At 34.7% G+C, this 21,127-nt stretch carries 26 protein-coding genes; 5 read left to right on the forward strand and 21 right to left on the reverse strand.

Features of this window, described 5'->3' with window-relative positions; all coding sequences use genetic code 11:
- Window positions 1-454: 454 nt before the first annotated feature.
- From OEV98_RS08640 to msrA, 3 genes are all read right to left on the reverse strand, one after another.
- The gene (locus OEV98_RS08640) at window positions 455-598 is read right to left on the reverse strand and encodes a YjcZ family sporulation protein (RefSeq protein WP_263072866.1); all 144 of its coding nucleotides are present in this window, start codon (window positions 596-598) and stop codon (window positions 455-457) included.
- 192 nt (window positions 599-790) lie between these two features.
- Window positions 791-1,222, reverse strand: a complete 432-nt coding sequence (gene msrB, locus OEV98_RS08645) for a peptide-methionine (R)-S-oxide reductase MsrB (RefSeq protein WP_263073551.1) — start codon at window positions 1,220-1,222, stop codon at window positions 791-793.
- Window positions 1,212-1,754, reverse strand: a complete 543-nt coding sequence (gene msrA, locus OEV98_RS08650; protein ID WP_263072867.1) for a peptide-methionine (S)-S-oxide reductase MsrA — start codon at window positions 1,752-1,754, stop codon at window positions 1,212-1,214. Before msrA ends, msrB begins: the two co-directional genes overlap by 11 nt.
- 185 nt (window positions 1,755-1,939) lie before the next feature.
- Between msrA and OEV98_RS08655 the strand changes: the two genes are divergently transcribed.
- Window positions 1,940-3,322 carry an RsmB/NOP family class I SAM-dependent RNA methyltransferase gene (locus OEV98_RS08655; protein ID WP_263072868.1) on the forward strand — a complete coding sequence of 461 codons (1,383 nt, stop codon included), beginning with the start codon at window positions 1,940-1,942 and terminating at the stop codon, window positions 3,320-3,322.
- Between the two features lie 146 nt (window positions 3,323-3,468).
- On the opposite strand, the gene OEV98_RS08660 is transcribed toward OEV98_RS08655, so the two are convergent.
- The 15 genes from OEV98_RS08660 to OEV98_RS08730 all read right to left on the reverse strand — a co-directional run bounded on the left by OEV98_RS08660 (window position 3,469) and on the right by OEV98_RS08730 (window position 17,194).
- Window positions 3,469-4,068 carry a YpmS family protein gene (locus tag OEV98_RS08660; protein WP_263072869.1) on the reverse strand — a complete coding sequence of 200 codons (600 nt, stop codon included), beginning with the start codon at window positions 4,066-4,068 and terminating at the stop codon, window positions 3,469-3,471.
- Entirely contained in the window at window positions 4,055-4,900 is an 846-nt protein-coding gene (locus tag OEV98_RS08665; RefSeq protein WP_263072870.1) for an SGNH/GDSL hydrolase family protein, read from the reverse strand. Before OEV98_RS08665 ends, OEV98_RS08660 begins: the two co-directional genes overlap by 14 nt.
- A gap of 124 nt (window positions 4,901-5,024) precedes the next feature.
- Window positions 5,025-5,609 (reverse strand): SCO family protein, encoded by a 585-nt coding sequence (locus tag OEV98_RS08670; RefSeq protein WP_407676501.1) that lies wholly within the window; start codon window positions 5,607-5,609, stop codon window positions 5,025-5,027.
- Window positions 5,610-5,765: 156 nt separating this feature from the next.
- Window positions 5,766-6,605, reverse strand: coding sequence for a DegV family protein (locus OEV98_RS08675; protein WP_263072871.1), 840 nt, complete (start codon window positions 6,603-6,605; stop codon window positions 5,766-5,768).
- A 51-nt stretch (window positions 6,606-6,656) separates the two neighbouring features.
- Window positions 6,657-7,331 (reverse strand): SOS response-associated peptidase, encoded by a 675-nt coding sequence (locus OEV98_RS08680; RefSeq protein WP_263072872.1) that lies wholly within the window; start codon window positions 7,329-7,331, stop codon window positions 6,657-6,659.
- 41 nt (window positions 7,332-7,372) lie between these two features.
- Window positions 7,373-7,855, reverse strand: a complete 483-nt coding sequence (locus OEV98_RS08685) for a dihydrofolate reductase (protein WP_263072874.1) — start codon at window positions 7,853-7,855, stop codon at window positions 7,373-7,375.
- Window positions 7,852-8,646: a thymidylate synthase gene (locus OEV98_RS08690; RefSeq protein ID WP_263072875.1), complete on the reverse strand. Its 795-nt coding sequence runs from the start codon at window positions 8,644-8,646 to the stop codon at window positions 7,852-7,854. Before OEV98_RS08690 ends, OEV98_RS08685 begins: the two co-directional genes overlap by 4 nt.
- A 21-nt stretch (window positions 8,647-8,667) precedes the next feature.
- Window positions 8,668-9,366: an anthrax toxin lethal factor-related metalloendopeptidase gene (locus OEV98_RS08695; protein WP_263072876.1), complete on the reverse strand. Its 699-nt coding sequence runs from the start codon at window positions 9,364-9,366 to the stop codon at window positions 8,668-8,670.
- A 258-nt stretch (window positions 9,367-9,624) separates the two neighbouring features.
- Entirely contained in the window at window positions 9,625-10,227 is a 603-nt protein-coding gene (locus OEV98_RS08700) for a YpjP family protein (protein WP_263072877.1), read from the reverse strand.
- 216 nt (window positions 10,228-10,443) lie between these two features.
- Window positions 10,444-10,881, reverse strand: coding sequence for a BrxA/BrxB family bacilliredoxin (locus tag OEV98_RS08705; RefSeq protein WP_263072878.1), 438 nt, complete (start codon window positions 10,879-10,881; stop codon window positions 10,444-10,446).
- An 83-nt stretch (window positions 10,882-10,964) separates the two neighbouring features.
- Window positions 10,965-12,089, reverse strand: coding sequence for a conserved virulence factor C family protein (locus OEV98_RS08710; protein WP_263072879.1), 1,125 nt, complete (start codon window positions 12,087-12,089; stop codon window positions 10,965-10,967).
- Between the two features lie 74 nt (window positions 12,090-12,163).
- Entirely contained in the window at window positions 12,164-14,047 is a 1,884-nt protein-coding gene (locus OEV98_RS08715) for an ABC-F family ATP-binding cassette domain-containing protein (RefSeq protein ID WP_263072880.1), read from the reverse strand.
- Window positions 14,035-14,688 (reverse strand): HD domain-containing protein, encoded by a 654-nt coding sequence (locus OEV98_RS08720; RefSeq protein ID WP_263072881.1) that lies wholly within the window; start codon window positions 14,686-14,688, stop codon window positions 14,035-14,037. Before OEV98_RS08720 ends, OEV98_RS08715 begins: the two co-directional genes overlap by 13 nt.
- 190 nt (window positions 14,689-14,878) lie before the next feature.
- Entirely contained in the window at window positions 14,879-15,388 is a 510-nt protein-coding gene (locus OEV98_RS08725) for a hypothetical protein (RefSeq protein ID WP_263072882.1), read from the reverse strand.
- A 102-nt stretch (window positions 15,389-15,490) separates the two neighbouring features.
- Window positions 15,491-17,194, reverse strand: coding sequence for a formate--tetrahydrofolate ligase (locus tag OEV98_RS08730; protein ID WP_263072883.1), 1,704 nt, complete (start codon window positions 17,192-17,194; stop codon window positions 15,491-15,493).
- Window positions 17,195-17,406: 212 nt separating this feature from the next.
- Between OEV98_RS08730 and OEV98_RS08735 the strand changes: the two genes are divergently transcribed.
- Window positions 17,407-17,625: a DUF3892 domain-containing protein gene (locus tag OEV98_RS08735; protein WP_263072884.1), complete on the forward strand. Its 219-nt coding sequence runs from the start codon at window positions 17,407-17,409 to the stop codon at window positions 17,623-17,625.
- Between the two features lie 43 nt (window positions 17,626-17,668).
- On the opposite strand, the gene mntR is transcribed toward OEV98_RS08735, so the two are convergent.
- Window positions 17,669-18,088, reverse strand: a complete 420-nt coding sequence (gene mntR / locus OEV98_RS08740) for a transcriptional regulator MntR (RefSeq protein WP_263072885.1) — start codon at window positions 18,086-18,088, stop codon at window positions 17,669-17,671.
- Window positions 18,089-18,444: 356 nt separating this feature from the next.
- On the opposite strand from mntR, the gene cspD reads away from it, so the two are divergent.
- Window positions 18,445-18,645, forward strand: a complete 201-nt coding sequence (gene cspD, locus OEV98_RS08745; protein WP_263072886.1) for a cold-shock protein CspD — start codon at window positions 18,445-18,447, stop codon at window positions 18,643-18,645.
- Between the two features lie 94 nt (window positions 18,646-18,739).
- Here the strand turns inward: cspD and OEV98_RS08750 are convergent, their stop codons facing one another.
- The gene (locus OEV98_RS08750; RefSeq protein ID WP_263072887.1) at window positions 18,740-18,919 is read right to left on the reverse strand and encodes a zinc-finger domain-containing protein; all 180 of its coding nucleotides are present in this window, start codon (window positions 18,917-18,919) and stop codon (window positions 18,740-18,742) included.
- Between the two features lie 12 nt (window positions 18,920-18,931).
- A complete protein-coding gene (locus tag OEV98_RS08755; protein WP_263072888.1) occupies window positions 18,932-19,600 on the reverse strand; it encodes a reverse transcriptase-like protein in 669 nt (222 codons plus the stop codon).
- A 183-nt stretch (window positions 19,601-19,783) separates the two neighbouring features.
- Between OEV98_RS08755 and OEV98_RS08760 the strand changes: the two genes are divergently transcribed.
- Both OEV98_RS08760 and OEV98_RS08765 read left to right on the forward strand, forming a co-directional pair.
- Window positions 19,784-20,170 (forward strand): reverse transcriptase-like protein, encoded by a 387-nt coding sequence (locus tag OEV98_RS08760; protein ID WP_263072889.1) that lies wholly within the window; start codon window positions 19,784-19,786, stop codon window positions 20,168-20,170.
- Between the two features lie 33 nt (window positions 20,171-20,203).
- Window positions 20,204-21,118, forward strand: a complete 915-nt coding sequence (locus tag OEV98_RS08765) for a DMT family transporter (RefSeq protein ID WP_263072890.1) — start codon at window positions 20,204-20,206, stop codon at window positions 21,116-21,118.
- Window positions 21,119-21,127: the final 9 nt, after the last annotated feature.

Below are 21,127 nucleotides of genomic sequence, written 5' to 3' on the forward strand. Positions count from 1 at the left end.
GTAAAATAAAATAATCGAATGCCTATTTTAGTTGAAATATCTTGAAAAGAAATTTTCCTTTCATTATGAAATAAAGAATTCATAACGTAGGAAGGCATTAAATAAATTGAGGCTAGTTCATAAGTGATTTTTTTAAAAAATTTCTTATACAAAAAAAAGAATTGGATACTTATGAAAATTGATTAGAGTGAAGGGACCACTCCTCCGGGAATAGCCCGTGACTCGAGACCCCGCCAAGCATGCAGTAACGAGGAGACTCGAGACGGATCTGGGGAAAGTGTCCCAGAAAACGGAAATCAATATTATTCTCATCATAAAAACTGCATTTTTCAATCAAAAAAAATAATGTTTTTTCGTTATGTCCTTATCTCTTAGTAAATATTTTTCTACAATAAAAAGAGACCATTTAGGTCCCTTTTTATTGAATTCTTTAATAATGGTTAACGGTTTTAGATTATGCTCCAAAACAGCTTGCGCCAATGATGATTAGTAAAATAAATAGCACAACGATTAATGCAAAGGAGATTCCACCTCTTGCTACTGGATAACCGTATCCGTAAACTGGATAGGAACAACTACTGCATCCACTTGGAAACATATTAATCACCCTTTCATCTTTTTAGCCAAGATATATTACTACTATATGGGATAGGTAATTGCCTCGTTTGTGCGTTTGCCCAGTGGCAATGATATTCTTTATCTTTCTATAAATAGGATTAACCGCGGAAAAAAAAGAATGCCACTTAAAACATTGGCATTCTTTCTTGAACAGTTAAACTATACATTTTTTTTAATCAAATAATTTTTTATACGCGCCATATCCTGATTTTTCTAAGTCTTGTTTCGGTATGAAACGTAGGGCAGCAGAGTTGATGCAATAACGCAGTCCATTTGGACCTGGCCCGTCTGGGAAGACGTGGCCTAAATGAGAATCTGCTGATTTACTTCTTACCTCTGTACGAACCATATGATGACTTGTATCTGTTTTTTCAATGATCTCTGCCTCATCAATTGTTTTTGTGAAGCTTGGCCAACCACAGCCTGCATCATATTTATCGCGAGAGCTGAATAATGGTTTTCCTGATACAATATCTACATAAATACCCTCTTCAAAAAGATCCCAAAATTCATTTCGGAATGGAGGCTCTGTCCCATTATTTTGGGTTACCTCATATTGCATTGGTGTTAATTTTTTTACCACTTCTTCTTTATTACTCATGATTTTTCCCCCAATGTGTTTTAATGAAATTCGCACGTCCTGACCCTTGGTGATAAGCTTCATAGCGGACAGGATTTTTTTGGTAATATTTTTGATGATAATCTTCTGCTTCATAAAATGTAGCAGCGGGTATTATTGGCGTAACAATCGGTTTCTTGAATTTTTTACTCGCTTCTAACGCTTGTTTCGAACGTTCTGCCTTTTCCTTTTGTTCCGGGCTATGATAAAAAATGGCGGTTTGATAGGATGTACCACGATCATAAAATTGACCACCTGCATCTGTCGGATCTATTTGTTGCCAAAAAATATCCAACAATTGCTCATAGGAAATTATCCTAGGATCAAACGTTATTTGGACAGCTTCCCGATGCCCGGTTGTTTCAGTACAAACTTCTTCATATGTAGGATTTTCTTTATGACCACCAGTGTATCCAGATATTACCTTTAATATGCCAGGGAATTGATCAAATGGCTTGACCATACACCAAAAACAACCACCAGCAAACGTTGCTATTTCTTGTTTATTTTCTGTCAAATCCTATCACTCCCTAAAATAATTTTTCACTTGTTAAGATTGTACCCGAAATTCCTATATATAGTAAAATATTACGCAACAAAAGCCCTATCCTAATATTTCTCATAGGCTAATTACTATTATTTTGTTAAAATACTTTTTAGATATCCATCTTAGACATAGAATGAAAGGAGCATATTTTTTTAATGACACAGCTTCCATTAGAGTTCATTGAGAAAATGAAACATTTATTAGCAGAAGAAGCAGACGCATTTTTTGATGCCTTCTCCGAAGCCAGAGTAGCAGGTTTACGGATCAACCCCCTTAAAATTAAAACCGAACAATGGGAGAATATCAGCCCATTTCCATTAGAAAAAATTCCGTTTGTTGCTAACGGTTACTACTACAATTATACAAATACGGAACCTGGTAAGCATCCCTATCATGCTGCTGGTGTTTACTATATTCAAGAGCCGAGTGCTATGTTTGTCGCAAGCTTACTTGATGCAAAGCCTGGTGAAAAAATTCTAGATTTATGTGCTGCCCCTGGTGGAAAATCGACGCAAATTGGGGCAGCAATGGAGAATAAAGGAATCCTTATCTCTAATGAAATCCATCCAAAACGAGCAAAAGTCCTATCGGAAAATATCGAGCGATTTGGCATTTCAAATGCAATTGTTACAAATGAAACACCACAACGATTAGCGCAACATTTTAATCACTATTTCGATAAAATATTGGTAGATGCTCCTTGCTCTGGAGAAGGCATGTTTCGCAAGGATCCAGAAGCAACTAAATATTGGAATGAAGATCATGTTCTTACATGTCAACGATTGCAAAAAGAAGTATTGCAGGAAGCCTATTCTATGTTAAAAGAAAACGGAATTCTCGTATATTCTACTTGTACCTTTTCCCCAGAAGAAAATGAACAAATAGTAGAGTGGTTTTTAACCGAATATCCAGACATGGAATTATTGCCAATTGAAAAATCTGCTGGAATTGAAGATGCAATACCGGAATGGACAAAATCAAACATAACCGATATAAAAAAATGTGCTCGCCTATGGCCACATAAAATGAAGGGTGAAGGACATTTTGCGGCAAAATTAAGAAAACGTAGTTCTTTAGAGCCGAAAAAGACCAAAACAAAGGAAATGATAATAAACATTCGTCAAAATGAATTGAAGGAGTTTATCGCATTTCAACAAACCATTTTACAAAATCCTCTCTTTTCAAATTTAGCATTATTTGGAAATGTTTTACATTCTCTTCCTGACCATTGTCCTGATTTAAAAGGACTAAAAATTTTACGTGCTGGGCTCCATCTTGGAGAAATGAAAAAAAACCGGTTTGAACCAAACCATGCTTTTGCACTTTCACTACATTTAAACGAAGTAAAACAATTTCTCCAGTTAACTACAGATAAGCAATATTGGCTCCGCTATTTAAAAGGGGAAACTTTAAAAGGGACAGAAAAGTATAAAGGCTGGGTTCTTGTAACTATAGATGACTTTCCACTTGGTTGGGGAAAAGAAGTCGATGCGATTGTTAAAAATTTCTATCCAAAAGGATTACGTATTTTAATGTAAAATTATAGTTTAATAGACTGATATTATTGGACCATCGTTTCCAGCATGAATATCATAATGCTTTTCTTCCTTCAAGAAATCTTGCCTCCATAAAAAATGACGTAAAAAAAGAAACCAACGAGCATACGCTGTTCGTTGGTTTCTTTCTATTTAGGATTTACAATAAGGGAAAATGAGATATTATCCTTTTCTAAATCAAATTCATTTGCTCTTATTTCCATATTATTTTGTATTTCAAGATCTGTTAAATGAATATAAATAGTTTTCTCATTTGGGAAAATTTCTACCCATTCTGGAAAATGATATGTTTTTTTCAAGAAATTCATGATATATGTGACAGGTAAATGTAACTGTCCAATACTAACAGATTCTTGTGTCAATAATAAATCTCCATTTTTTAATGCTTTTGGTAGAAACGTTAATTTTGTTTCAATCGATTCACTAAATACTGGAATTGTAACATATAGTTCCACTTCGTCTGTTAATTGGACTTGATAATCAATTGATCCGCCATTATCACTATCGGTTTCTTCTTTTTCAATATAATAGTTAATTAACCGATTTAAATCCGCCTTTGAAGATTGGATATTTAACGATACATTTTCAGTAGTAAGCTCTTGTTTATTCGGTATTATTCCATCACTAGTAGGTAACACCATTAATATAAATAACAGTACAAACACCAAAATATTAATTCCAACTAAGCAAAAAAATGCTAATTTCCATGACCATCTAATTTTCTTCATTCGCTTCTTCCTTTATCACAAACCATTCATTTAAAACTGGTTCGATATCTACCGTTAATGTTGAAAAAACTCTATCTGCAATCATTTCATAGCCCTTATCGTTCGGGTGGAATAAATCCTCATATAGCACTTCTGTATCATTACCATTGGAAAAAATATCCTCAATCTCCACAAAATACCCATTTTCATAGGAAGTAACGATTTCTTTCCCAGCATTATTCCAGTTATTAAGTATTTGATCAAATTCCTTAATCCCTGACAGCATTTGTGAAAATGGATTATACAATCCAATTAGTAAGATTACTGCATCCGGATTATCCTCTTTTACCTTCGAAATAATCGCATGTAAGTTTTCTTCATATTGCTTTTGTTCCTCGTTGAACTTATCAATATGCAAGTTTGCAAAGTTATCACGGACGACCTTCATTATATCATTTCCACCGATGGTTAATAAAACAATATCTGCTGCCTCCGTATCTTGCTTAACGTCTGGTTTTTCCATGCGAGCAAGTAATTGATCTGTTCTATTTCCTTTTACCCCATGATTTTCAACAACAACCTCTTTTACCCCTTTTAATCCCATTAACTCATCTTTTAAATATTTTAAATAACCACCCTCATGCGTACTATCGCCTACTCCTTCAGTAAGCGAATCCCCAAGAGCTGCTATTTTCAATGTTTTTGGAATGAAATCGGCCGGAAGGCTTTGCTTTACTAAAGATGTACTCTTCCGTTCTGCTTGAATGGTTACATTGGAGGGTGAAGAAAACAAGGGTATACTTGCAAATAGGATTAGGAAAATAATTAGGAAGATGAAGGTGATTTTTTTCATATGTTCACCTGCTTTAGTTAATTTTCTATCTTTTATTATATCATGTTCATCCATCTTAAAACAGAAATACAGCCTCTAAAAATAAAAGGCTGTACTGGTATTTAAAGGAAATGTTCCTTCTCATTTATTTTTCTAATAATAGGTTAATATCATTCATAATTTCTTCATATGGTACGTCACTTACACCACTATAATATTTAACAATCGTTCCTTCTTGATTTACTAAATAAAAATCTGTACCATGAATGACTTGATTATCATTTTCAGGTTTTATAACATGTGCATGAAAATTATCGAATGCAAATTGTTCGATAAATTTTTGGGCATACCCTGTTAAAAAGTTCCAGTTACTAAAGTCTTCTGTGAATCTTGTGGCATATTCTTTTAATATTTCTGGACTATCTACTTCAGGATCCACTGATAGAGATACTAACTCTACATTTTCTAATTTTTCCTCTGCAATTAATCGTTGAATTCTTGCCATATTCGCTGACATTGGACCACAAACAGTGGTACAGTTAGTAAACATAAAATTGGCAATCCACACTTTTCCTTGTAAATCCACATTGGAAACAGATTCACCATTTTGATTTATAAATTTAAAATCCTCTATTGGCCATTCGACTCCATTTTGAATCGATTGTTTCCCACAACCACTAACTATAAATAAAAGTAAAACGAATAAAAAGATTTTTTTTATATGTAACAATGATTCCCCTCCCATCCAAGCATATTGTATCAAATTACTAGAATAAACAAAATATAAATGACTTTTCTTTTTCTAAACGTTTACTAGCATGGAATGGAAGAAAAACCAATCATCGGAAAGGCTCTCCACTTGATTGGTTTGGTTTATGGTAATCAATTATTCTGCGTAGTACATAAAGCCAATTGCCCCAGGACCAGTATGGGTACTAATAATTGGCGTTGTATCCTCAATTAGAATTTCTAGATGCTCAAAGGCCTCTAGTATTTTTTCTTTTAATAATGTTGCAAGCTCCATACCATCTGCATGAACGATGCCAATTTCCTTAATTTCTTTGCCGTCGGTATCTTCTTTTAAATGTTTAACTAAATTTTTTACGACTTGGCTATAGCTCCTGACATTTGCGATTGGGGTGTAAATACCATCCTCCAATGAAGCAATCGGTTTAATCTTTAATAAGGAACCAATTAACGCTTTTCCTTTTCCAATTCTACCGCCTTTTACAAGATTTTCAAAAGTATTCACTACTACATATAATTTTGTACGTAAACGAATATGGTTCAATCGATTAACGATTTCTTCTACCGTTTTTCCTTCTTGTGCCATTTTTGCTGCCTCTACTACTTGGAAAGTTAGCGCCTTCGAAATAAAAGTAGAATCGACAACTGTTACTTTTCCATTACATTGAAGTGCAGCCGCATGAGCAGTTCGTACAGTACCACTTAATTCCCCTGCTAAATGGATGGAAATAATTTCACTACCATCCGCAGACAATTGGTCATAAAGCTCAATAAAATGACCTATAGATGGTTGAGAGCTTTTCGGTAATTCATCCGCAGCTTTCATTTTTTCCAAAAATTCGTTCGGTGTAATGTCTACTCTATCGATATAAGTTTTTCCATCAAGAATGATTTGCATTGGAATAACGGATATTTGATAGCGTTCGCACATTTCTTTGTTTATATCTGCTGTTGAATCCGTAACGATTTTTATTGACATATTAGCACATCCTTAACATTTCAGTATCTGCAATAACAATACGTGAGTGATCTACTCACTGACTAACGGGGCGATACAATTAATATCATTATTCTTTATTGAATTTACTATAGATGATACGGCATATAGTTTTTGTTTTTCCTGCGGGTATGGCTGCATAATATTTTTTATATCATCAAAAAGATATTTTTTTGTATTTATCCACGCTTCTATAGCTTCATCTCCATTTAAAATAACTGGCATCCGTTCATGAATGTCCTGAACTACTCCATTTGCTACTGTCGTCAAAATGGTACAGGTGACTAGCTCCGCAGGCGAAGAATTATTACGATCCCAAAGTCCTGCAAAGGCAAATGGTTTGTCATCTTTTGCCATTATTCTATAAGGAATTTTCTTCCCATTTACCATCTTCCACTCATAAAAACTGTCTGCAAAAATGATGCAACGCTTCTTATCTAGTAAATGTCGAAAACTAGCCTTTTTCTCTAATGTTTCCGAGCGTGCATTAATAAGTGGCGTCCATACTTTTTGATTTTTTACCCAGCTTGGCACTAACCCCCACCGGATAAATCCTGCTTTTCTTCCGCTAACAGATTGAACTGCGGCTAATATTCCATCTGATGGTGCAATGTTATAGTTTAACAAATAATTATCCGGGAAAAATTGTAATTGGAACGCATCGATCAAATAAGATGGTTCTGCGGTTAATGTAAAGCGACCACACATGCAAATTTCCTCCAAAAAACATCGAATTCTTCAATATTTTATTATTTTTCATATAAAATATATTCATATGCATAAGGAACATTCGGATCGGTTTTTCCTTTTTCTCGATTGGAAATCGTGAAGCTACTCCAATCCATTTCCGGGAAAAAAACATCTCCAGCAAAACGGTGATTTATTTTCGTTACATACATTTTCGTTACAAATGGAAGAAATAAACGAAAAATTTCCGCTCCTCCAATAACAAAAAACTCTTCATTCTGTTTATTTATATACTCCATCATTTCCTTTATATCGTAGAAAACGATACAGCCTTCCGCAACAAACGTTTTGTTTCTGGTGATAATAATATTTTCTCGACCAGGTAGTGGTTTTCCAATGGAATCATAGGTTTTTCTTCCCATTATAATAGGATGACCCATCGTAATTTTTTTGAAACGGCGTAAGTCATCTGGAATATGCCAAGGTAAATTATTGTTTTTCCCGATAGCATTTTCTTCGTCCATCGCAAATATAAAGGAAATCATATACTAACGACTCCTTTTATTGCTGGGTGTGGGTCATAATTCTCCAATGAAAAATCTCCATACGTAAAATCAAAAATATTTTTTACCTCTGGGTTTAACCGCATTACTGGTAATGGTCGAGGTTCTCTCGTTAACTGCAATTTCACTTGTTCCAAATGGTTTGTATAAATATGAACATCACCAAATGTATGCACAAAATCACCTGGTTCGAGGTCACATACTTGCGCGATCATCAATGTTAACAATGCATAGGATGCAATATTAAACGGTACTCCTAAAAACACATCTGCTGAACGTTGGTATAATTGACAGGAAAGCTTCCCATCCGCAACATAAAATTGGAATAACGTATGGCAAGGAGCTAACGCCATCTTGTCTAAATCGCCAACATTCCATGCACTAACTACTAGTCTACGTGAATTTGGATTTGTTTTGATTTGGTTGATTACATCTGTTATTTGATCAATTGTTTGACCGTCTGCACCTGTCCAGGAACGCCATTGATAGCCATATATCGGTCCTAAATCTCCATTTGCATCCGCCCACTCATTCCAAATCCGTACGCCATTTTCTTGTAAATATTTAACATTCGTGTCTCCTTTTAAAAACCAAAGGAGCTCGTGAATGATGGATTTTACATGTAGTTTTTTCGTTGTAATTAGTGGAAATCCTTCTTGTAAATTGAATCGTAATTGGTAACCAAAGGTGCTTATTGTACCTGTTCCAGTACGATCCCCTTTTTCTACTCCATTATTTAATACATGCTCACATAATTGTAAATATTGTTTCATTTCACTATACACCTCATATATCTATTTTAACCCTGCAATATAGGCATAGGTTTTCGGCGCTTTTTCCTTTAACATTTCTCGGGTATTTTCATAAGCATAAAACATTGCAAACGATTCTGCAAAATATTCCTCTGGATAGGTTTGAAAGTAGGGCTGACTTCCAAATAATGGGTCTACTTCCTCACGCCATATGGATAAAAATTGTTCTTCATCTCGAATTCTATTAAACACTATTTTATCAATAGAATGTGCTAATTCATGAAGCTCTAGATTTACTGATCCATGTCCAGATCCTTTATCGCTCGCACCTATTTTTACTAATACGATATCACTGCCTCCTGATCCCGGTACATCATCCCAAGTAGTGGTAGTATGCGCATATCCTCTAGGAGTTAGTCCTTGCATATGCCTAGTCGTGGGTTGATCGGTTAATTTCCCATTAAATAAAAGAATAATAATTTTATTATCTTTAATTTTTTGCAATAATGTAGCAGGTAATTGATCAATTCGTTGAATCATCTTCCCAGCAGCAATTTCATTAAAATCTGCGGTAGGTAAAAGAATGATGGACTCTAATAATTCTCTTGAATGTAATGGAATCGTTGCTAACGAAGAAGCATTTTTGATATTTTCTAAAAATACAGACTTGAATGCCGCGGTCGATTGTTGACAAAAAACAAGCATAGCAAATAAAAGGAGAATTAGTAGTTGCTTTCTCATGAAGAAACTCCCTTCTTCTAGGATGCAAAAAATCAATTGTAGGGTAGTTCTCCTAATTATATAGGAATCTATTTTATTATAACATGGGGTAATCATAAAATAGTTGAATTAATTTCTAATAGAAAAATATTACAATTGTATTTTACCAATTCTGCTATACCGTTTGTTCCAAGAAATTGACTAAAAAAAGCACATACTTAAATGCTGGATAATCATTAAGTATGTGCTTTTCTTATAGAAATTCCAGTGACAATTTCCTTAGTTTGCCCAATGTGGCGGAGTATTTTTATCCCAATATATATCTCCTAATTCATGGTGACTTTGGAAATTATCGTGATACGTATGGTAGTGAAAATTAAACCAATAGCCTTCCAATGGACGAAGGTCTCTTCTCACGTGAAAGCGAATAATGTCTTTTCCTGTTTTTTCATTATAAATATGAAAGATTTTCTCACTCTTTCCTTTTCCAGGAGTTTGTGAGATTGATAGAAATTGTAAATCCTCATCATCAAATTGGTTCGTTACTTCCTCTATTGCAGTTTCTATTTTCGGTAAAATAATATCTTGAAATTCATCCTCAATAACAGGACCGATTTTTTCACCAAATTTTTTCCAAGCTTGGGATTCTCCCATTACATATACTTGATTTAAAAAATTTGTTCGTATCGATTCCCGTGTTTCCTCGAAAAGTTCATATTCAAAAGCTTGTCTTTGCTCTACAGATTTAGATTCAATAACATCATCTTTATCGGACTTATCTAGATGCTCACTAGCAGCTTCCATTGATTGATACGGTGTCACCAATCCAAAGGTTACTAATGTAATGAGTGCAACAAATGATTTTTTAAGCCATTTTTTCATAAAAATGAACTCCTTTTACCTATGTACAAAATAATAGATTATTAGTACTTTTATCTATTATACTATATTTTCCGAAGAAAGTAAGGGGTTTCTATAGGATTTCATAAGATTTGAAAATATTTTTTCTACTGTAATCCTTGTCCAAAATAAAAAAATGCCACAAAAGATGGATTCCTTTATCTTTTGTGACAGCGATAATTGAGCTTCAATTTCAGATTAATTACAATATTTTCCAAATGCAGTAACAATATTTTCTACTACTTCCTCTACCGTATGGTACTCAATATCTTCTCTAGGAATAAAGTGAACAACTTCCTTTCCTTTTAGTACTGCCATTGATGGTGAGGATGGGGCCAAGCCTTTAAAATATTCCCGCATTTTTTCAGTTGCTTCTTTATCTTGACCAGCAAACACTGTTACTAAATGATCTGGTCTAGTTGCTGTAGTTGCCAGTGCCTCGGTAACTGCTGGACGTGCTAGTCCACCTGCACAGCCACATACAGAATTGACAACGACGAAGGTTGTGCCATCCGCTGTTTCCATAAACTTTTCCACTGCCTCAGCTGTTCTCAGCTCAGTAAACCCATTTTCTACTAGCTCTGCCCTCATTGGAACAACAAGCTGTCTCATATATTCCTCGTATGCATTGCTCAATTAATCTTCCTCCTAAGCACAGAAATTATTGATTTTCTTTATAAAACTCAATTAACAATTTTCTATAGAAATTTTCGTTCTTCCTAACGATTATTTCTTGCTTCCGTCATTTGTCTCCAAACAGAGCCCTTTGCCTCTTCTCCACCTTCAATTCTTTCTATTGCCATTTTTATTTGTAGCGCTACCTCGAATTCTGGATCATTTTCAGCAGTCTTTAATGCAGGAAGTGCTCGTTCATCACCCAATTCATATAGAAACATTGCCGCACGCCAGCGTACAAGCTTACTTGAATCTTTTAAGGCAGCAATCATTTCATCCATAGCCTCGACAAAGCCAAGATCACTTAAACAATCACCAGCCGTCCTTCTAACAGTGACCGTTTTATCCTTTAAGCCTTGATAAATATAAGGTAAAACGATTGGATCCTTAATCATCCCTAAATAAACAACGGCAAGACGTCTAATGGATGCTTTTTCATCACTTAATGCTTTTTCTAATACGGATAAATCTGCTACGGACGGTTCTGCCATTTGCTCCAAAACTTCATAGCGCTTCTTCCAATCTGGATCCTTTAAATCATCTAAAGTAACCGTTCGGTAGCGTTTTTGAATTTCTGTACTTTCTGGATTTTTTGCAAGTTCTACAAGATCATGTAATCGTTCCTGTGGGTATGATGCACTTATCTCCTCCACAATGTCATGACCTATTTGATCAAAATCTCCATATCGTACACCTTTTTCCACCCATTTTCTTTGCAAGACGACATTATCCTCTGGTAATTGAGCTTTTGCAATAGCATCAACAAAAACCGGAGGGAGGCCATATCGCTTTTCTGTCGTTCCATCTGTTAATTTAACTTGCATCGGAATCCCTTTAAACATTTGAATAAAGACATTAACTTCACCGTAGTGATCGAGCCGTTTTTTATCTACAGCATCTGCCATGCTTTCCTCTTGACCAAGCGCAGCTCTTACTTTTGGCAATATTTCCTGCCAATCTACCTTCGGATGTCGTTCTACCGCGATAAAATCGGCAACATGAAACACCCCTTTAATGCCTTCAACTGCTAATACTTGTTGAATTTCCTTCGGTGCATCCGCCACTGTATCTTTTCGATAATTATTTCTTTGCCCACTTGGTAGTTCCACATCTAAAATTATCTTCATTGTATTTGGACTTGGCGTGGGTTCAATCGCTCTAATTTTCATGGCCATTCTCTCCACCTTAAACATTTTATTTCTATCATAGCGAATCGTTTGGAAAAATAGCAAAACATATGACTTTACGATTCTGCCATTTCGGATAAATACGTCCAACGCTCAATTAACCGTTCTAATTCTTGATTCCATTTTTCTTCTTCTGCCATCAGCGATTGTAATTTCGTAAAATCACTACCAGTTGCTTGCATTTCTTCCTGAATACTTGCAATTTTACCTTCTGCTTCTGCAATTTTATCGTCAATTTCATCCCATTCACGTTTTTCCATATAGGATAACCGTTTTTTTGCCGGTTTTACTTGCTTATCTGCTTGTTTCACGATTTCCTTTACTTCTTCTTTGCGCAGCTCCAGTTTCGATTTTTCCAAGTAATCGGAATAGCTACCATAATATCTTTCAATAACCCCTTCTCCTTGGAATACGAGCAGTGTATCGCAAACTTTATCTAAGAAGTAGCGGTCATGTGATACTGTAATTACCACCCCTGCAAATTCTTCTAAAAACCCTTCTAAAATCGTTAATGTTTCAGTATCCAAATCATTTGTCGGTTCATCTAATAACAGGACATTTGGCTCATCCATTAATAATTTCAATAAATACAGTCTTCTTCGTTCTCCACCTGATAATTTTCGAATCGGTGTTCCATGGGTGTGCATCGGAAATAAGAAGCGCTCTAACATTTGAGCTGCAGAGATAATTTTACCATCTGTTGTGGTAATATTTTCCTTCGATTCTTTAATATATTCTATCATCCGTTTATTAATGTCCATATCCACAGATTCTTGCGTATAATAAGCCATTTTTACCGTTTGACCAATGATGACATCCCCTGCATCAAGCTGTTCTTTTCCTGCAAAAATATTTAACAAAGTAGATTTTCCGCTTCCATTCTTTCCCACTATCCCAATTCGATCTTTTTGATTCACTAAAAGATCAAACTCACGTAAAATTATTTTCCCTGAAAATGCCTTGTTTGCAGCTTTTATTTCTATAACATCTTTTCCTAATCTTGTTGTAGTAAATGCCATTTCAAGATTATCTTTATTTGTACCTTTTTGTAGCTCTTTATCTAAACTCTCAAACCTTTGAATTCTAGCCTTTTGTTTCGTGGATCTTGCCTGTGCACCACGTCGTATCCAGGCAAGCTCTCGCTTATATAAATTCTCTGCTTTTTCCCGTCGGCGATCACTTTCTTCTAAACGAATTGCTTTTGCTTCTAAATAATTCGCGTAATTTCCTTTGTAAGTAAATAATTCTCCATTAAATAATTCAAAAATTTGATTTGATACAGCATCTAAAAAATACCGATCATGAGTAACAAAAAGAATTGATTTTGTATATTTTTTCAGTTCATCTTGGAGCCATTCAATCATTTCATAATCTAAATGGTTTGTCGGCTCATCTAGTATTAGAAGATCAGCTTCATGCATTAGCACTTCCGCTAACGCTACTCGTTTTTTCTGACCGCCTGACAAATTACTAACTTTTTCGTGGTAATTTTGCAATCCTAGCTTCGATAGCATTGTTTTCGCCTTCGCACTAATATCCCAGCCACCGAGACTATCCATTTCCTTTTGCAATTGAAAAAATGTTTGTTGTCGTTTTTCGCTCTTTGGATTCTCATTCAATGCTTCCAATGCAATTTCATAGGAACGAACCACTTTATTTACTTTATTATCCGCACCTAACACTTGTTCTAAAATGGTTAGATCCTCTTGAAAAAACGGCTCTTGTAGAAGGATGGCAATGGAAAAATCATTTGGCTTGACGATGGATCCTTCATCCATATCCTCCATACCTGCAATTATTTTTAATAATGTAGATTTACCTGTTCCATTGACACCGATTAATCCAATTCGTTCCTTTTCCCCAACGGAAAAGCTAATGTTATTAAATAAATGTTTTTCCCCAATTGATTTTTGTATATTTAATGCATTTAATAGTTGCATATTTCACCATTCCACTCTTTTAAAAATTGCTGTAAAAATAAATGTAAAAATTGGTCGCGCTCTTCTGCTAATTTTCTTGCGCTTTCTGTTTGCATTAAACCCTTTAATTTTAATAATTTTTCATAAAAGTGATGAACCGTTGAACTTTTCCCGTTTCGGTACTCGTCCATTGTCATATTGTCGCGAATTGCAATATTGGGGTCATACAACGGATTACCTTTTTTACCGCCATAGGCAAAGGTTCTCGCAATTCCAATGGCACCAATTGCGTCTAGTCGATCAGCGTCGCGAACAATTTTTGCCTCAATGGAGGTTAGTGGTAGCTCATTTCCTCCTTTAAAGGAAATGGTATCAATAATTTCCATAATAAAATCAATATCCTTTTGCTTGATTGATTGAGTTTGTAAAAAAGTAAGTAAGGAGCGCCTGGCTTTATTTGGGGAATCATGAAGTTTATCATCCATGCTGTCATGTAAAAGAGCTGCCATTTCAATTATAAATGGATTCCCTTTTTGTTCTAGATAGTAAATTTTCAATGCATTATTCCGTACCCGAAACATATGGTACCAATCATGTCCGGATGAATCATTACGAAATAAATTTTTCACAAAATTTTCTGTTTCGATAATAATTTCTTTCATATAGTTACTCCGTTCTTACGTAGTAAATTTCTTAACAAAGTGTTAGTCACAAAACGATTGAAGGCGACTTTAGATGATAAAAAGCAACAACTATTGTCTATTATTATACTTCTAGACCGAAGATAGGGAGAATAGCTCTCCACATGCAAGGAGACGGACTATTTCCCATGCATTCAGTCTAAGAACATTATTAAATCATATCATCAATGGAAACTAATATATCGATTGCCAGCGTGATAATGCTAGGAATTTCATCCATTATATTTTCCGTCAATATAGTATTTTTCTGCAACAGAAATTCATAATTTATTGTTTGATCACTGTAGATTACTTTTTTCCATTGTACATCAAACAAACCGATTGTCCTCTGTTTCATATATTTATTCATCCGTTTAACTAACACTTCATTTAAAGCTTCATTAATAACAAAAGTAATCGAAAACCCTGCACCAGGCTGTTCGTGAATTGTCATCCACTCTGAAGCAATTTGCTTAAAGGTGGAAAGCAGCCCGATTTTCACTTGAACTTTATGTTGAATATCATCTTTATGAGTAAAGGTAATATTAAAGGAACGAGAAAGATCTGCTAAATTCACTAGATCATTACGTTCAATGACAAGAATTTCTCCTTGTAGATCATTTTCATAAACAATTCCTTCGAGAACAACTTTAATATTTTCATATGCCGTTGGATCAAACACAACTATCATTCCTTTTTATGCCAAATAAGGCTTACGTTTTTTTCATTCTCTCATTGTTTTAATGTTTTGTGACATCAATTTGTCGCCCGAGTAACTGTATGGTTAAAACAATCCTTTTATTTTACCTGAATCATCGATATCCATGTTCAATGCGGCTGGTTTTTTAGGTAATCCCGGCATCGTCAACATTTCACCAGCGTATGCTACAATAAAGCCGGCGCCAACGGATGGCTTTAATTCCCGGATAGTTATTGTAAAATTCTCTGGTCTTCCTAATTTCTTTGGATCATCAGATAAGGAATATTGTGTTTTCGCGATACAAACTGGAAAATGACTCCATTCATTTTTTTCTATATCTGCTATTTGTTTACGAGCTAAAGCCGATAATTCTACATTTTTTCCACCGTACACTTTTTGTACAACTGCCAAAAGCTTTTCCTCGATACTTTGTTCACTAGCATATAATGGATGGAAGTTATTTTCAATTTGTGGATTTTCGATAATAGATACGAGCTTCTCCGCTAATTCTATTCCTCCTGCACCACCTTTTTCCCAAACCTCTGTTAATGAAAAAGGTATGTTTTGCTCTTGACAGAGCGCAGCAAATGTTTCAATCTCTTGCCCTGTGTCTCCAGAAAATCGGTTTAATGCAACAACATAAGGTAATCCAAATGCTTTAATAGTTTCCACATGCTTCACCAAATTTGCATAGCCTGCCTTCAAGCCTTCAATACTTTCAAAGTTCAACTCGTTTAATGACACGCCGCCATGTAATTTTAATGCGCGAATAGTTGCTACTATTACTACTGCATTTGGAGAGATGTCTCCCTTTTGACATTTAATATCGAGAAACTTCTCTGCCCCAAGATCTGCACCAAATCCTGCTTCGGTCACAACATAGTCTGCTAATTTTAATGCCGTTTTCGTTGCTAATAGACTATTACATCCATGGGCAATGTTTGCAAAAGGTCCCCCATGGATTAGCGCTGGCGTATACTCTAATGTTTGAACAATATTTGGTTTAATTGCATCCTTTAATAATAATGTTAGTGCACCCTCAACCCCTAAATCTTTGACGGTTACTGGTTTATTTTCCATATTATAGGCTACTACAATATTCGCTATCCGTTCCTTTAAATCTGTCAAATTTTCTGCAAGGCAAAAAATCGCCATCATTTCGGAAGCAGCGGTTATATCAAAATGCTCTTCTCTCGGAATTCCATTTGATTTACCACCAAGTCCAATGACAATATTTCGCAGTGCTCGATCATTTATATCTAGTGCGCGTTTCCAGATAATTTTCCGAGAGTCAATCTGTAATAAATTTCCTTGTTGAATATGGTTATCAATAAAGGAAGCTAATGCATTATTAGCAGTAGTAATCGCATGTAAATCTCCTGTAAAATGAAGATTAATATCCTCCATTGGAACAACTTGGGCATACCCTCCGCCACATGCTCCGCCTTTAATTCCCATAGTAGGACCTAATGATGGCTCCCTTAACGCTAGCATAACATTTTTCCCAAGACGATTTAGCGCATCCCCTAATCCTACTGTAACCGTGGATTTTCCTTCACCAGCTGGAGTCGGATTGATGGAAGTAACTAAAATCAATTTTCCATTCGGTCTTTTATGTAATGTATCAATCATCTCTAAAGAAATCTTTGCTTTGTACTTACCGTACAATTCTAAATCGTTTGCAGAAAGCCCTATTTTCTCTGCAATTTTAACAATCGGCTGTAATTTTGCTTGTTGGGCAATTTCAATGTCTGATAAATAATGTTTAGAATCGTTCTGCAATGTCATCCCTCGTTTCTCTAGAATATCTATATTTTACCATTAGAAATTCGTTCAAGGAATAGATAGAACTCTGTCCATGATGAAAACATGAGTGCTCCGTTATGAATTTTGAACAACATGGAAAAACTAACAGCAGAAAGCATTTATATCATTGGTCTCGTAGCAATGCAATACATGCTAATTAACGGATTACGCTACACAGAAAGGAGGAAAGAAACTTGGAAAAATTAGTTGCGGTTGATCGTAATACAAATGGAGAGATTATTAGTTTTAAAACTTCTTCTGGAAGGGTCATTTCCTATCGGAAAGCATTGCAGGAAATATATGATGGGAACATTACAGGGGTACAAATAATTGAACGAAATGAGGAAGATTTACCAATTATTCAAACCGTAAGCAATGATAATAGTTTTATTAATTATCCGCCAATTTTTTAAACACGTAAGCTAAAATCAGGAAGAATGGGACCGGTTTTTCGGCCTATTCTTCCTGATTTAATGAATATTTTTTAATTTCTTCTAGCCTCTCAGGGTTTTCCTCAAAATACTGAACAAAATCTCCGATTCGATCAATGGCATTCCAGCTTAAATGATGCTCTATTCCCTCGACATCTTGATAAATATTTTCATTATCAACACCAATCATTTCTAAAAATTGCTCCAGTAAATCATGACGATATACTAATCGCTTACCGACTTTCTTCCCTTTAGGAGTTAATATTAATCCACGATATTTTTCGTATATTAAATATTCGTTTTTATCTAGCTTTTGTACCATTTTTGTTACAGATGAAGGGTGTACAGACAATGCTTCTGCAATATCAGATACCCTTGCATAGCCTTTATTTTCAATTAATTGATATATTTGTTCAATATAATCTTCCATACTTGGTGTTGGCATTATAAATCCTCCAAAATACAAATCACTATACATTTAATTTTACTATAGTTCCTTTTCACGAACAAGTACCGCTTTCATTACCGTTTGACTTCATAAAACAACTTTATTTTATTCCCGGATTTCTTTAATTCTAAACCATTTCTCTATGATGATTATGTAGCTGATTTCACATAAATATAACCGATAGAAAAGTTTTTTGAATTTATGCTACATATTCTTGACTAGCTGAAAGCGTTATTGTATAGTGAAAATAAATCATTAAACTAAATAATGTATATTAATAGAATAATTAGTTTATGGTTTGATAAATTTTCGATGGACACGAATTGTGTCGGGTGAATTTAGGAGGAAAAAAGATGCAAAACGGTAAAGTAAAATGGTTTAACAATGAAAAAGGCTATGGATTTATCGAAGTTGAAGGTGGAGATGATGTATTCGTACACTTCACAGCTATTCAAGGTGAAGGTTACAAATCATTAGAAGAAGGCCAAGAAGTTTCTTTTGAAATTGTTGAAGGAAACCGTGGGCCACAAGCTGCTAACGTAGTAAAACTATAATATTTAACAATATATGTAATTTATATTAATAATCAACAGGCTGGTATATTACCAGCCTGTTTATATTTTTCTATTATTTTTGCGTTCCTTTGATTTAAGACAATTTTTGACCAATTTTTTTCAGTTGATCCCCTACCGTACATTTTTTTATACAAAATTGGTGTGCATAACGTCGCCCATTTTCATTTTTATTATGTTGAAAAAGAAAGCAGCCGTTACAGTATGTGTCCAATAAATTTTCAATGTTCTCCATTAATTCCTTTCTATTATTCACTATCCTATCCCCTCACGTATCAGAAGAATCCATTGCTTGTTTGCTTTCAATTATTATTTCTTGAATTGCTTGACTCGCTAGCTTATCTGCTTCTTTATTTTCATTTCTGCTAATAGGTTCAAATACTGGCAATAAATTTAATTGGCTTATTTTCGCCTCAATTCGATCCAGCCAACGGGTTAAATATTCTTCATAGCATGGCCATTCTCCTTTTAGCTGCATTAATAAGCCTTGGCTATCCCCTTTAATCATTATTTTTTTCCCGCGAATCTTTAAAGCCTCTATTTGTTCTAAACCATAAAACAGAGCAGCATATTCTGCTTCATTATTGGATTCCATCTGCTCTATTCGAGCATTTATACGATGCCTAATTTTTTCTTTTCCGAGACGATAATATAATACAATGCCGAGTCCTGCTTTTTGTGTTTCCTTTTGAAAGCTCCCATCAAAATAAAGAACCAACTCATCTGGTTCCTCCTCTATTTTCGCTAATAATTTCTTCACTTCTTTTTTTGTCCATGTATTTCCTGTTTCATCTTCAGTTAAAATTGACTTAGCACGTCCGGTATTTTCAATATCCTCAAGAATTGCAAGGATTGCATCCTCACGAATCCAATCCGAAGTGAAGGATGTTGATAATTTATTTTTATAATGATATTCCCATATTATTCGAAATTTCAAACCTATGTTCACCCTTTATCTATTTGTTTACCCTTTTTAAATGCGCATGTAAAGTCTTCTATACAATCCGATAACATCCTAACTATATAATTAACAATATTATTCATTTTATCCTATAATACATATATTAGAAATGTTATCTTAAATGTTTCATACGTTACCATTGATTGCGAGGTTATGTAGGTGATTGAAGTTTATATTGATGCCGCAAGTCAAGGAAATCCAGGGCTTAGTGGTGGAGGAATTTTCGTGAAAGGAGAAGGGAAAAATCTGGAATACTCCATACCATTAGGAATTATGAACAATCATTTAGCAGAATTTGCAACTCTTGTAAAAGCACTCGAAATCTGCAAAGATAACGGGTTTTCCGTCGTATCCTTTCGAAGTGATTCGCAAATCGTATGTGATTCCATTGAAAAGGGATTTGTCAAAAATCAAGAATTTAAAGCTTATTTAGATAGTGCCCAAGACATTATTCGGTCATTAGATTTATTTTTTATTAAATGGATTCCAAGTAAAGAAAACAAACATGCAGATATTCTTGCTAGACAAGCAATTCATAATAATTAGTGAGCAACTAAGCATTTTTCGGAGGGAATTTTTTTGAACAAAACAAAACTAGCAGATATTATTTTACTACTTGTTGCATTTATTTGGGGAGCAACATTTGTAATTGTACAAAATGCGATATCCTTTTTACCCCCACACACTTTTAATTGTATTCGTTTTTTGTTTGCTACATGTTTTTTAGCAAGCTGGCTACTACTATTTCATCGGGAGGAATTAAAACAATTTAATAAAAAGGTATTTTTCGCCGGGTTTATTTTAGGGCTTTGGCTGTTTATCGGATACGCCTTTCAAACTTTAGGACTTGTTTATACAACTTCATCTAAGGCAGGATTTATAACAGGATTAAGTGTAGTACTTGTTCCATTATTCACTTTTCTTATCTTTCAAATTAAGCCAAAGATACAAGCTGTACTTGGAGTAGTCCTGGCAACAGCGGGATTATATATGTTAACACTCTCTGGTAATAGTTCATTAAACATAGGAGATTTATTCGTTCTCATATGTGCACTTGGTTTTGCTTTACATATTGTCTTTACCGGAAAATTTTCTAATCATTATCCAACATTATTGCTTACGGTACTACAAATTAGCTTTGTTACGCTTTTTTCGGGGATTAGTGCGTTTCTATTGGAAGACTGGGAAATAGTTTTCCATTCGTCCGTCGTATTACAAGGGGAAGTACTCATTGCATTGCTTATTACTAGTATATTTGCAACTGCTCTTGCATTTTTCGCCCAAACATATTTCCAACGATTTACAAGTGCTGTTCATACGGCATTAATTTTTGCGATGGAGCCTGTATTTGCTGCAGTGACGGCATATATCGTGCTACAAGAATCATTATCAATGAAAGGATTCATAGGCTCGCTTCTAATTTTTAGCGGAATGATTTTAGCAGAGCTTCCTTCTATAAAAAGAAAACAAAAAACAGCTACCATTACGGAATAATGGTGCTGT

Origin of the sequence: Perspicuibacillus lycopersici (assembly GCF_025660475.1) — a bacterium.
Taxonomy (GTDB): domain Bacteria; phylum Bacillota; class Bacilli; order Bacillales; family Caldibacillaceae; genus Perspicuibacillus; species Perspicuibacillus lycopersici.